The organism is Brevundimonas sp. (genome assembly GCF_036399195.1).
In the GTDB taxonomy this organism is placed as follows: Bacteria; Pseudomonadota; Alphaproteobacteria; order Caulobacterales; family Caulobacteraceae; genus Brevundimonas.
This window is the reverse complement of the sequence record NZ_DASWNO010000066.1, coordinates 1-12,438: the sequence shown is the minus strand read 5'-3', so window position 1 is coordinate 12,438 and position 12,438 is coordinate 1. Positions and strand designations below refer to the sequence as shown.

At 70.0% G+C, this 12,438-nt stretch carries 7 protein-coding genes and 1 pseudogene; 4 read left to right on the top strand and 4 right to left on the bottom strand.

Translation table 11 applies throughout. The features are described 5' to 3' along the window. Both VGB60_RS03360 and ligD read right to left on the bottom strand, forming a co-directional pair. A pseudogene (locus tag VGB60_RS03360) lies at nucleotides 1-124 on the bottom strand (4-hydroxybenzoate octaprenyltransferase); the annotation flags it as partial. Between the two features lie 38 nt (nucleotides 125-162). Further along, entirely contained in the window at nucleotides 163-2,772 is a 2,610-nt protein-coding gene (gene ligD, locus VGB60_RS03355; RefSeq protein WP_331036865.1) for a DNA ligase D, read from the bottom strand. 185 nt (nucleotides 2,773-2,957) lie between these two features. Here ligD and VGB60_RS03350 point away from each other — a divergent pair, with 185 nt between their 5' ends. Continuing rightward, complete coding sequence (locus tag VGB60_RS03350; protein ID WP_331036864.1) at nucleotides 2,958-5,771, top strand: pitrilysin family protein; 2,814 nt, start codon at nucleotides 2,958-2,960, stop codon at nucleotides 5,769-5,771. A 56-nt stretch (nucleotides 5,772-5,827) separates the two neighbouring features. On the opposite strand, the gene VGB60_RS03345 is transcribed toward VGB60_RS03350, so the two are convergent. Together VGB60_RS03345 and VGB60_RS03340 are read right to left on the bottom strand one after the other, a co-directional pair. After that, nucleotides 5,828-6,850 (bottom strand): NAD-dependent epimerase/dehydratase family protein, encoded by a 1,023-nt coding sequence (locus tag VGB60_RS03345; protein ID WP_331036863.1) that lies wholly within the window; start codon nucleotides 6,848-6,850, stop codon nucleotides 5,828-5,830. Nucleotides 6,851-6,859: 9 nt separating this feature from the next. Further along, nucleotides 6,860-8,494 (bottom strand): alpha-glucosidase, encoded by a 1,635-nt coding sequence (locus tag VGB60_RS03340; RefSeq protein WP_331036866.1) that lies wholly within the window; start codon nucleotides 8,492-8,494, stop codon nucleotides 6,860-6,862. 140 nt (nucleotides 8,495-8,634) lie between these two features. Between VGB60_RS03340 and VGB60_RS03335 the strand changes: the two genes are divergently transcribed. The 3 genes from VGB60_RS03335 to VGB60_RS03325 form a co-directional block, all read left to right on the top strand. Continuing rightward, nucleotides 8,635-9,246 (top strand): hypothetical protein, encoded by a 612-nt coding sequence (locus tag VGB60_RS03335; RefSeq protein WP_331036862.1) that lies wholly within the window; start codon nucleotides 8,635-8,637, stop codon nucleotides 9,244-9,246. Nucleotides 9,247-9,374: 128 nt separating this feature from the next. After that, entirely contained in the window at nucleotides 9,375-11,693 is a 2,319-nt protein-coding gene (locus tag VGB60_RS03330; RefSeq protein WP_331036861.1) for a S8 family peptidase, read from the top strand. A gap of 62 nt (nucleotides 11,694-11,755) precedes the next feature. Beyond that, nucleotides 11,756-12,438 (top strand): sugar phosphate nucleotidyltransferase (locus tag VGB60_RS03325; RefSeq protein ID WP_331036860.1); only part of this gene is annotated, 683 nt, incomplete at its 3' end.

Below are 12,438 nucleotides of genomic sequence, written 5' to 3'. Positions count from 1 at the left end.
GCAGCAGCAGCCATATCCCGATGGGTCGGTCGAAGCGGCCGAGCTTGAGCCAGGGCTTCAGGCTTTCCGGCGCATGGCGGTCCACCCAGTTCGATCCGGCGTCGGGCAGGGGGGCGGAGCTCATGGCTCAGGTTTAGCCGGTTCACCTCACTGGAAGAAGGGTCAGAGCACCTTCTTCATGGCCGGGCGCAGGCTGACGGCCGAGGCGCGGAAATCCGCCCACGGATCCGGCTTCTTCAGCAGGGCCGCCGGGTCGTGCAGCGTGTAGGCGCGCGGGTCGAGCCCCGTCTTCACTTGCGCCCACGACAGGGGAAAGGCGATCCCCGCCCCCGGCCGGGCCCGCGCCGACCACGGGGCCACGGCCGTCGCCATGCGGCCGTTGCGCAGATAGTCGAGGAAGATCTTCCCGCCGCGCGCCTTCTTGGCGATCGTGGTGGTGAAGCGATCGGGGTCCTCGCGTCGCATCAGTTCGGAGACGCCCTTGGCGAAGGCCTTGCACTCGTCCCAGTCGATGCGGCTGCGGGCGTCGGTCTTGATCGGCAAGACCACGTGCAGCCCCTTGCCGCCGGTGGTCTTGACGAAGGCCGGCAGACCCAGACCCTCCAGCCGCTTGCGCACCATCTTCGCCGCCGCGATGACGTCGTTGAAGTCGAGCCCCTCGTCGGGGTCGAGATCGAAGGTGATCTGCTCCGGAGTCTCGGGATCGCCCGGCTTGCAGCCCCAGGGGTGCAGCTCCAGCCCGCCCGACTGGCCGATGGCCACCAGGCCGCCGACATCGACCACGCCGACGTAGGGCTTGCGCTCCTTCACATCGATCAGCTTCAGCCGCGGGTTCGAGCCTGGCATGGCGTGGCGCTGGAAGAACTTCTCACCGTTGATGCCTTCCGGCGCTCGGATGATCGAGACGGGCCGGTCGGCGACGTGGGGCAGGATGCGTTCCGCCGCCATCTCGTAATAGCGGACCAGCTCGGCCTTGGTGATCGCAGGCCGACCATCCACGGCAGGCCACAGCACCTTATCGGGGTTGGAGATGGTGACGCCGGCGACGACCAGCTTCTGCTTGCCCTTGCCGACCGCAGGCATGGCGAATTGCGGCGGAGCAGAAACCTGGCCCTTGTCCTTCGATACGGGTGAAGGCGCCTGAGGGTCCTCGGTGACCTCCGCCGCGGTCTTGTCCTCGCGCAGCCCCTTGAAGGCGGCCTGCCGCAGGGAGCCGGTGTCGGTGTAGCCGCCGTGCTCGACCTCGGCGACCAGCACCGGCCGGACCCAGTGGGTGGTCTGGCCGCCGGCACGCGACTTCTTGGGAGCCCCTTTGCCGACGAAGGGGCTCTGGTCCGTCTCCGCGGCCTTCAAGGCCGGCAGCAGGGTCTTGAGCAGCGGCTGGCCGTAGCCGGTGCCGACGCGCCCCAGGTGGCGCAGGCCCGCGCCGTCTTTGGCGTCCACGTCCTGCACCCCGACGATCAGGGACCGGAAGCGGTCGCCCTCGGAGGTCCAGCCGCCGATCACCACCTCGTCCCGGCCCCGGCATTTGGATTTCAGCCAGGTCGTGGAACGGCCCTCCGAGTACGGAGCATCCAGCTTCTTGGAGATCACCCCCTCAAGATCCATCCGGCAGGCGCTCTCAAGAACGGCCTGCCCGGTGGTGGCGAAATGGTCGACGTAACGGACCCGTCTGGCGGCGCTCTGCGGTATGCGATCAATGTAGGCCTGCAGCCGCGCCTTGCGGTGGGACAGAGGCAGGCCGCGCAGGTCCTCGTCACCCTCGAACAGCAGGTCGAAGGCGAAATAGATCAGCCCGCCCGTGTCGCCGCTGGATATGGCGGCCTGCAGCGCCGAAAAGTCGGGCATGTGGTCCTCGGCCAGGGCGCAGAGCTCTCCGTCCACCACCCCGTCGGGCCAGTGCGCCGCATCCTCGGCATGGACCCGGAACTTGTCCGACCAGTCGAGGCCTTTGCGGGTCCGCAGCGTGGCCTTGCCGCCGCCGACGCCGATCTGGACCCGATAGCCGTCGAACTTGATCTCGTGCGCCCAGCCGGCGCCGCGCGGCGGATAGTCTGCGATCTTGCACAGCTGGATCGGCACGAAGGCCGGAGGGCGGTTGGACTTGCTGGCCGCCGCCCTGGTCGGCTTGGGCGCGGCCGGCGCCTTGCGAGCGCTCGGCTTCGAGCTCTTCCACTCGTTCGAACCGCCTGCGATCTCGGCCATGGTGCGGCCGGTCACGACCGAGGCGTCGATCTCCATGTTGGCGTCGCCCTCGCCTTCGACGGTGTATTCGTCGCGCTCCTTGATCAGCAGCCAGTTGTTGCGCTTCGACGGCTTGCCGCGGTCGGCCCTGAGCCGGATCAGCGCCCATTTCCCCTTCAGGCGTTCGCCGTGCAGGATCATCTTGATCTGGCCCTTGGCGAAGGCCGCGTCGAGGTCCGCCTCCTGCGGCTCCCACGTGCCCCGGTCCCACATCTGCACCGTGCCGGCGCCGTAGTTGCCGGCGGGAATGGTCCCTTCGAACGAACCGTAGTCGAGCGGATGGTCCTCGACCTCCACCGCCAGCCGCTTGACCGCCGTGTCGCGGGACGGCGCCTTGGTCACCGCCCACGACTTCAGCACCCCGTCGACCTCGATGCGGAAGTCGTAGTGGAGCCGGGTCGCGGCATGGCGCTGGACCAGGAAGGTCAAGGCCGATGTCTTTGCGCGGCCCTTCTTGCCCGCCGGCTCCGGCGTGGCCGAAAAGTTGCGCTTGGCCTTGTAGGTGTCGAGTTCGCCGCGTGCCGCCATGGCGGGTCAACGCCGAGCCGGCCCGACCGTTGCCGTGGCTCCGGCGCGACCTGTTCCGCCGCGTAGATCGGCGGTCGGCGAACGATTTGCAGACTCGCAACAATTCACACTTGCGTAGCGGCAACAAGTTGGCCCCACTGCGCCCGGCCAAATCCTGATCGCCGCAGTTCCTGGGGGAATCATCCATGCGCAACGCCCGTCGCCTCGCCTTGCTCGGAGGAGCCGCAACGGCCCTTCTCACCGCGGCCGCCGCCCATGCGGAGGCCCCGTCGGTCGCGACCGCTCCTCCCGCGGCCGCCGCGGCCGTCCAGCAGCGGCTCGCCCCGCTGCCGGACGTCGACATCCCCTTCACGAAATTCGTTCTCGACAACGGTCTGACGGTGATCGTGCACGAGGATCGCAAGGCTCCGATCGTCGCGGTCAATATCTGGTACGGCGTCGGCTCGAAGGACGAGCCCGCCGGCCGCTCGGGCTTCGCCCACCTGTTCGAACACCTGATGTTCAACGGGTCCGAGAACTACAACACCGACTTCTTCAAGGGCACCGAACTGCTGGGGGCGACCGACCAGAACGGCACCACCAACACCGACCGGACCAACTACTTCCAGAACGTCCCGACCTCGGCGCTCGACGCCATGCTGTGGCTCGAGAGCGACCGGATGGGCCATCTGCTCGGCGCCATCGACCAGGCCCGGCTCGATGAGCAGCGGGGCGTGGTGCAGAACGAGAAGCGCCAGGGCGAGAACCAGCCGTACGGCCGCGTCTTCAACGCCATCACGGCGGCGACCTGGCCCGATGAGCACCCCTACGGCCACACCGTGATCGGTTCGATGGACGACCTGAACGCGGCGGACCTGCCGACGGTGCAGCAGTGGTTCCGCGACTATTACGGCGCCGCCAACGCCGTCATCGTCCTGGCGGGCGACATCAGCCCCGAAGAAGCGCGGGAGAAGGTCCAGCGCTACTTCGGCGACATCCCCTCGGGGCCGCCCGTGACCCAGCCGGCCCGGTGGGTCGTGCCGATGGTCGGAGCCCAGCGCGAGGTCATGTACGACCGCGTGGGCCAACCGCGTCTCTACAAGGTCTGGAACATCACCCCGACGGGCGAGGCCGACACGGACTACCTCAGCATGCTGGCCGACGTGCTGGCCTCGGGCCGCTCGTCGCGCCTGTACAAGCGGCTGGTCATCGACGACCAGCTGGCCACTGGCGTATCCGCCAACGCGGGCGGGCGGCAGATCGCGGGTCAGTTCACCCTCACGGCGACCGCAAAGGCCGGCGGCGACCTGAACCGGATCGAAGCCATCGTGGATGAGGAGATGGCGCGCCTGCTGCGCGACGGCCCGACCGCGGAGGAGCTCGAGCGGGTCCGCACCCAGAACGCCGCCGGCTTCATCCGGGGGCTGGAGCGGATCGGCGGCTTCGGCGGGAAATCCGACCGGTTGGCCGCGTCCGAGGTCTTCTTCGGCGACCCGGCGGCCTGGCGCACCAGCTACCAGCGCGTGGTCGACGCGACGCCGCGCAACCTGACCGACGCCGGCCGCCGCTGGCTGACCGACGGCAGCTATTCGCTCGAGGTCCTGCCCTTCCCCGACTACTCGGTCGCGGCGACGGGCGTGGATCGCTCGGCGGGCGTGCCGGCCGTGGGGCCGGCGCCGCAGGCTGTCTTCCCGACCATCGAACGGGCCCAACTGTCGAACGGGCTCAAGGTGATGTTCGTGCGCCGCGAGAGCGTGCCGACGGTCTCGATGAACCTGATCCTCGACGCTGGAGCCGTGGTCGATCCGGACGATAAGGCGGGCCTGGCCCAGCTGGCGCCGCAGGTCATGACCAACGGCACGGACGAGCTGACGGCCATCGAGATCAGCGACCGGCTTCAGCTGCTGGGCGCGACGCTCGGCGCGGGCTCCGGCTCGACGTCGACCAACGTCTCCATGACCGCCCTTTCCGCCCGCCTCGACCCGTCGCTCGATCTGTACGCCGACGTCGTCATGAACCCGGCCTTCCGTCCCGACGACTTCCAGCGCGTACGCACCCTGCAGGTCGCGGGCATCCAGCAGTCGAACCGCAACCCGGGCGCCATCGCGTCCCGCATCCTGAGCCGCGAACTCTACGGCCCGACCAGCCCCTACGGCCGTCCGGCCTCGGGCACGGAACAGACCGTCGCGACGCTGACGCCGGCGGACGCGGAGGCTTGGCACCAGACCTGGTTCCGGCCGGACAACGCGACCTTGGTGGTGGTGGGCGACACCACCCTCGCCGAGCTGACGCCGAAGCTGGAACGCGCCTTCGCGCGCTGGCAGGCGCCCTCCGCGCCGATGCCGGCCAAGCCCGGTCCGGCTGACGCGCCGGAGCCGTCGGGCCAGCCGCGCATCCTGATCGTCGATCGCGCCGGTCCGCAGTCGACCATCGTCGGCGGCCGCGTCGTGCCCGCCTTCGATCCGGCCACGGAAGCGTCCATCGACACGATGAACACCGCGCTCGGCGGCGCCTTCACCAGCCGCATCAACATGAACCTGCGCGAGGACAAGGGCTGGTCCTACGGCGCCGGCGGCGGCGTCCCCTATGGCCGGGGCGAGCGGATCTACTCGGTCAGCGCCGGCGTGCAGTCGGACAAGACCGCCGAAAGCCTTGCGGAATTGCGCCGCGAACTGACCGAGGTGGTCGGCGCCCGTCCCCTGACCGACGCCGAGATTCAGGCCGCGCGCGCCAACATGGTGCAGGGGCTGGCCGGCAACTGGGAGACCAACGCCGCCATCGCCAGCGAACTGCAGAACATGGTCGTCTGGGGCGTGCCCGAAAACTACTACGACACCTACGCCGCCACCGTCGGCGCCATGACGGCGGCTCAGGCCACGGCCGCGGCCCGCGGCGTGGTCGGATCGGGCCCCCAGACCTGGGTGGTGGTGGGCGACCGCGCGACGATCGAGCCGAAGATCCGGGCGCTCGGTTTCGCCGACGTGCAGGTCGTCGACATCTACGGCCGACCGGTTCAATAGGCCGGACGATGAGCGGAGAAGGGCGGGGCCGGCGCGGTCCCGCCCTTTTTCTTGTCTCAGACCGAGTAGAAGCCGCGGTACCAGTCGACGAACCGGGTTACGCCCTCGTCGATGGGGGTCCGCGGCTCGTAGCCGAGCGAGGCGCGGGTCTCGCTGACGTCGGCCTCGGTGCGCGTCATCTCGCCCTCCTGGGTCGGCATCAGGTTCAGCACGGCCTCGCGGCCCAGCGCCCGTTCCAGCACCTCGATGTAACGCGACAGGCGCTCCCGGCGGCCGGCGCCGAGGTTCAGGATCCGCCACGGGGCGACCCCGCTGGTGGCGGGGGAGGGGCTCTCGGCGCGCCATGACGGGTCGCGCGCCGGCACGTCGTCCAGCGCGGCGACGACTCCGTCGACGATGTCGTCGACATAGGTGAAGTCGCGCTCCATGGCGCCCTCGCCATAGACATCGATCGGCCGGCCTTCGAGGATGGCGCGGGTGAATTTGAACAGGGCCATGTCCGGCCGGCCCCAAGGCCCGTAGACGGTGAAGAACCGCAGGCCCGTGCTTGGGATGCCGAAGATGTAGGCGTAGGCGTGCGCCATCGCCTCATTGGCCAGCTTGGTGGCCGAATAGACGTTCAGCGGATGCGCCGTGCCCTGCTGGACCGAGAAGGGCAGGGCGGCGTTGGCGCCGAAGACCGAACTGGTGGAGGCGAAGACCAGATGCTCGGCCCGCGTCGCCCGGGCGCCCTCCAGCACCGTCAGGAAGCCGACCACATTGGAGTCGACATAGGTCTCAGGGTTCTCGACGCTGTAGCGGATGCCCGCCTGGGCGCCGAGGTGGACGATGCGGCGGGGCGCATGCTTCGCGAACATCGCCGCCATGCCCTCGCGGTCGGCGAGGTCGAGCGTGTGGTGCACATAGGCCGGATGGACCAGCAGCCGGTCCAGCCGCGCCTGCTTCAGCGTCGGGTCGTAATAGGCGTTGAGGTTGTCGACGCCGATCACCGTCTCGCCCCGCGCCAGCAGCCGCTGGGCGGTGTGAAAGCCGATGAAGCCGGCTGAGCCGGTGACGAGGACGGGGCCTTGCGTGCTCATCCGCCTTCGTTAGCCCCGAGCGTCCTCGGGCGCCAGCACGAGCCCGGCCATCGGCGGCAGCTGGCCCGGCGAGGCGGAGCCGATATTCACCTGCTCAACGACGCTGAACCCGCTCGGCCGCGTCCACGGCGCTGCATCGTGGCCGAGGTTGAAGACGCAGAGCAGGCGCTCACCGTTCAGGCTCCGCTCGAAACACAGGACCTCACCGGCGCTGTCGAGCAGCCGCATCTCGCCGCGCGCCAGCGCCGGGCGCGTTTTTCGCAGCGCGACCAGACGGCGTGTGGCGTGCAGCATGGAGGCGGGATCCTGCTCCTGACGGTCCAACGCCAGCGGGCGGTGACGGGGGTCCAGCGGCAGCCAGGGCTCGGTCGTCGAGAAGCCGGCGAACGGCTCGTCGGCCCGCCATGGCATCGGCGTGCGCGCGCCGTCACGTCCCAGGGTCTGGGGCCAGTTGGCGATGGCCTCCGGATCGACCAGCCGCTCGAACGGCACCTCGCCCTGCGGCAGAGCCAGCTCCTCGCCCTGATAGATGAAGGCGTTGCCGCGCAGGGTCATCAGCAGCAGCATGGCCATCTCGGCGAAGGCGCGTGGGTCGCGGCCCTCGGCCCAGCGCGAGACGGCGCGGGGCGCGTCGTGGTTTGAGCAGGTCCACGAGGGCCAGCCCTGGCCGGCGCACCCGTCCCACGCCGCCACGCCCTGCCGCACCAGGGCGGCGCGGAGAGCCGGCGCGTACAGGTAGAGGAAGCCGTAGGCGCTGTTCAGCCGGTCGTGCCCCGCGGTGAAGGCCTTCATCTCCGCATCGGCTCGATCGCCCACCACCTCCGCCACGGTGAAGGCGCGGCCGTGGCTGTCGGTCAGGGCGCGCAGACGCATCAGGAAATGGACGATCCCCGGCTGCGACTGGTTATGCAGCTTGTCCTGAAAGTCGAACGGCCGGGTCCGCTTGCCGCCGGGCGGGAGCGGCGGATTGTCGGTCAGCGCCGGGTCGTGCATCGCGAAGTTGATGGCGTCGAGCCGGAAGCCGTCGACGCCGCGCTGCAGCCAGAAGCGGGCGGCGTCCAGCAGGGCGTCCTGCACCTCCGCCCGATGCAGGTTCAGCTGCGGCTGCTCCGGCAGGAAGTTGTGCATGTAATACTGGCCGCGCCGCGCGTCCCAGGTCCAGGCCGGGCCGGCGAACACCGACTGCCAGTTCGAGGGCGGGGAGCCGTCCGGCTTCGCATCGGCCCAGACGTACCAGTCGGCCTTGTCCCCCGTGCGCGAGCGCCGGCTTTCGGCGAACCAAGCGTGCTGGTCGGACGTGTGGGCGAACACCAGGTCGATGATGATCTTCAGGCCCAGCGCGTGGGCCCGGGCGATCAGCGCGTCGAAATCGGCGAGCGTCCCGAACACCGGGTCCACATCGCAATAGTCGGCCACGTCGTAGCCGAAGTCCTTCATCGGCGAGGTGAAGAAAGGGCTCAGCCAGACCCCGTCCACGCCCAGCGAGGCGATATGGTCGAGCCGCGCCGTAACGCCGGGCAGGTCGCCGACGCCATCGCCGTTGGTGTCCGCGAAGCTGCGCGGATAGACTTGGTAGATCACCGCGCCGCGCCACCATTCGGCCGGATGGGGATCGGCGGCGGCGGTCGGAAGGGTCACGCTCAGGCTCGCTGCGGCGACGGGACGCAGGCCCCGGGAACAGCCTGACGGTGGCCGATCCGCCGGGTCGCGTCGAGAGGCATCCCGCGCCGCCTTTGCACGTTCGGTTGCCGTCCCCCAGTATGGGCCGGGGCGCGGAGAGTTGAATGTTCGGCAAGATGAGACGCGCCCTGCTGGCGGGATTGCTGCTGGCGATGGCGGCGGGCCCGGCGCTGGCGGAGGTGACCCTGACCTTCTACGCCCACCCCGGCGCGCGGGTGCGGGGCGGAGAACTTCTGTTCCCCCACGCCTACGTCCACGCCTCGGGGTCGCTCGAGGACACGGGCGACGCGGTGGATTGGGCGGCGGGCTTCACCGCGAAAAATCCTGGGCCCCAGCTCCTGTTCGCACGCGGCGCCGGCGTGGTGGCGACGCCCGAGGCCCGCTATGTCGGGGAGGGAAGGCCTTATCTGCGGCTCAAGGTGACAGACGACGCGTACCGCGCGGTGCGCGCAAGGGCGGACTGGTGGAATGGACCGGAAGGCTCCGTCTACGACCTGCGTCGCCGCAACTGCATCAGCTTCATCGCGGATCTCGCGCGGGTCATCGGCCTTGCGACCGCCCAGGAGCCGTCGATGAAGCCGGGCACGTTCCTCGAAGCGACGGCCGCGCTGAATCCGCGGGCGGCGGTCGCGCCCGGCCCCTCGACGCTCGCCCCCGATTTTGAGGTTCCGGAGGCGCCCCCCGAGCCTGCGGGCGCGTCGCCGCCGATGTCCTGATCCCGTAAAGGGCGCCAGTTTGCCGTAATCGTTCGCGATTTGTTTACCGGCGGTGACGTGCTTGTATGCATTGCACAACCCGCGTTCTTCGCTCTACGGTGGCGCGGGGGCCTGGTTCGGATAGCGAAATGCGCAGCCGCGTTGCACTGGGACTGGCGTCCCGAGCCCTTCTCGTCGCCGCGGCGCTGACGCCGCTCGCCGCCTGTGGCGGCGGGGGCGGCGGCGGCGGCGCAGGGGGCGGCATCGTCACGCCCCCGCTGGCCCCTCCGCCTCCCCCTCCTCCACCGCCCCCGCCGCCCCCTCCCCCTCCGCCGCCGCCGACCCCTCCGCCGTCCGTGACGTCGGCCGAATATCTGCGCAACTACGGCGTCGCCAACACTAAGGCCGTCGCCGCGTGGAACACGGGCGCGACGGGAGCAGGCATCAATGTCGGCGTGATCGACTCGGGCATCGACTTCAACCAGCCCGATCTGGCCGGCCGCATCTCTCCCCTGTCGACGGATGTGGTCATCGGCCGGAACCAGCCCACCGGCACCCTGGGCCCTGAGAACCGGCCGGCCCACGGCACCAACGTCTCCGGCATCATCGCGGCGGCGTCCAATGGCTTCGGCACGGTGGGCGTGGCCTATGAGTCGACCATCGTGTCGATCCGCGCCGACATCAGCGACTGCAAGGACCCGGACGACACGGTCTGCTTCAGCTCCAGCGACCTTGTGCGGGCGATCGACTACGCCATCGCCAACAATGTCCGCATCGTGAACATGTCGCTGGGCGGGGAAGCTCCTCTGGGCGCGGGCTTCGAGGCCGCCCTGCTGCGAGCCGTCAACGCCGGGCTCGTCTTCGCCATCGCATCGGGCAACGAGGCTGGCGCGAGCCCGGAGTGGCCCGGCCGCTACGCCAGCGACCCCCGCTACGCCGGCAGCATCATCGTCGTGGGCTCGCACAATGCGGTCGAGGCGATGTCCTCCTTCTCCAACCGCGCCGGGGTCTCGGCCGGCGTCTACATCAGCGCGCCGGGCGACCAGGTGGTGACGTCCTGCGACGGGACCGCCTGCTGGCGCGTGAGCGGGACGTCGTTTTCCGCGCCCGCCGTGGCCGGGGCGATGGCGTTGCTGCTCGACGCCTTCCCGAACCTGACCGGCCGCGAGGCCGTTCAGATCCTGCTGGCCACCGCGCGGGATGCGGGCGACGCGGGGACGGATGCGATCTGGGGCCGCGGCCTGCTGGATATCGCCCGCGCCTTCCAGCCCGTGGGTCCGGCCCAGGTGGCCATGAGCACCGGCGACGCCGTGAAGGTCACCGAGCAGCGCTTCGCCTACACCGGCGGGGCTTTCGGCGACGCGATCCGCGTCGCGGAAGGCCTGAGGACGGTCGGCCGCGACGACTTCAACCGCCTGTTCCGGGTCGATCTGGCCGGCAGCTACGGCCTCGCCCCCCGCGGCGCCGCCAGCCTGCTGCCGCAGGCGCCGCGCGAGCAGGCGCGCCTGACCGCGCCCGGTCCGCTCGGCTCCACGCTGTCGCTGACCACCAGCGCGGCGATGCAGGACAGTCCCTACGACCTCGCCGCCTCCACCAGCGTCATCACGCCCTGGCTCGACGAGCGCCGGCGCGAGGATGTCACGCTGGAGTTCGCGACCGGGAACGGCATGGTCGCCTACTGGCAGGGACGGAACGGCGCGCGATCGCCCTTCTCGCTCGGGGCCGCGGACAACTTCGCGTCCCTGGCCCAGGTCGACACGGCCTGGCTGGGTGCGGTGCGGCTGGGCGCCCTGACGCTGACGGCCGACACCGGCAGCGGCGACCGGGCCATGCCCTTCCAGACCAAGGAAGAGGACGTCTCCAGCTACGCCCGCTTCGTCGCCGACCTGCAGGTCAACCCGACCAGCCGCCTGCGCTTCGCCGTCGGCGGTCTGGACGAGAAGATGGGTCCGCTGGGCTCCTATGCCCCGCTCGACTCCGGCCTCGCTCTCCCCAGCACCACCACCTTCGGCTCGGTCTCGGGCCAGTTCGCGCTGCGCTCAAACCTGCTCCTGAACGCAGAGATGGGCTGGGCTCGCACGGATCTGGAAGGGCGGTTCCTGAGCCTGTCCGAAACGGCGCTCAGTTCAACCTGGGCCGTGGGTCTGACGACGTTCTGCAAGTCGTTCGGCTTCGGTTGCGAGAGCCTGACCTGGTCGATCCAGCAGCCCTTGCGCACGGAGAGCGGTACGTTCCGGGCCTTCCTGCCTGACTCGCCTGCGGAGTATTTCGACGCGACCACCTTCTCGGAGCGGACCTTCTCGGCCCGTCCCAGCGGTCGGCAGATCGACATGTCGCTGGGCAGCGTCCACCGCCTGCCGGACGGCTCGGCCCTGTCGCTCCGCGGTGTCGTCACGCGCGATGACCAGAACATCCGGTCCTCCGACACGGCCTACAGCCTGATGGGAAGCTGGGGCCGGAAATTCTAGGTCCGCGAGGTTTGCGACCGGACCGTCCGGCGTCTATTCCCTCCTGACGAGGGGGAGCTGCATTGGCGATTTTTCCGGTCATCCTGTGCGGCGGCGCCGGCACGCGGCTGTGGCCGGCCTCACGTCCGGCGCGGCCGAAGCAGTTCATCGACCTGGCCAGCGATCTTTCGCTGTTCCAGGACACCGCGCTGAGGGTGGGGCCGCTGGCCGCCGACGGCGGGCGCGTGCTGGTGGTCGCCGGGCTGAGCCATGAGCCGTTCATCACCGCGCAGCTCACCGCCCTCGGGCTCGAAGCGACGGTTCTGCTGGAGCCGGAAGGGCGGGACTCCGCGCCCGCCATGGCGGCGGCGGCGGAATGGATCGCGAGCTTGGCTCCCGAGGGGCTGGCGCTGTTCGTCGCCTCCGACCACCACATCCCCGACGGCGACGCTTTCAGGGCGGCGGTTCATGAGGCCGCGGCGTCGGCGGACGCGGGGCGGATCATCACCTTCGGCGTGAGACCGAGCGAACCCTCCTCGGCCTATGGTTACATCCAGCCCGAAGCGGCCGGCCTTTCGCCTGTCCGCGCCTTCGTGGAGAAGCCGGACCGCGCCACCGCCGAGGCCTACGTCCGCGACGGCTACCTGTGGAACAGCGGCAACTTCATGGTCCGCGCGGACGTGCTGCTGGCCGAACTGGAGGCGTTCGCGCCCGACGTGGCCAAGGGCGCGCGGGCGGCTTTGCCGCAAGGCGAGGGGCCGGTTCT

What these genes read in the sequence shown, in the direction of transcription:
- ligD (WP_331036865.1), bottom strand. Translation starts at nt 2,772, where the DNA reads ATGGCGGCACGCGGCGAACTCGACACCTACAAGGCCAAGCGCAACTTT.
- VGB60_RS03350 (WP_331036864.1), top strand. Translation starts at nt 2,958, where the DNA reads ATGCGCAACGCCCGTCGCCTCGCCTTGCTCGGAGGAGCCGCAACGGCC.
- VGB60_RS03345 (WP_331036863.1), bottom strand. Translation starts at nt 6,850, where the DNA reads ATGAGCACGCAAGGCCCCGTCCTCGTCACCGGCTCAGCCGGCTTCATC.
- VGB60_RS03335 (WP_331036862.1), top strand. Translation starts at nt 8,635, where the DNA reads ATGTTCGGCAAGATGAGACGCGCCCTGCTGGCGGGATTGCTGCTGGCG.
- VGB60_RS03330 (WP_331036861.1), top strand. Translation starts at nt 9,375, where the DNA reads ATGCGCAGCCGCGTTGCACTGGGACTGGCGTCCCGAGCCCTTCTCGTC.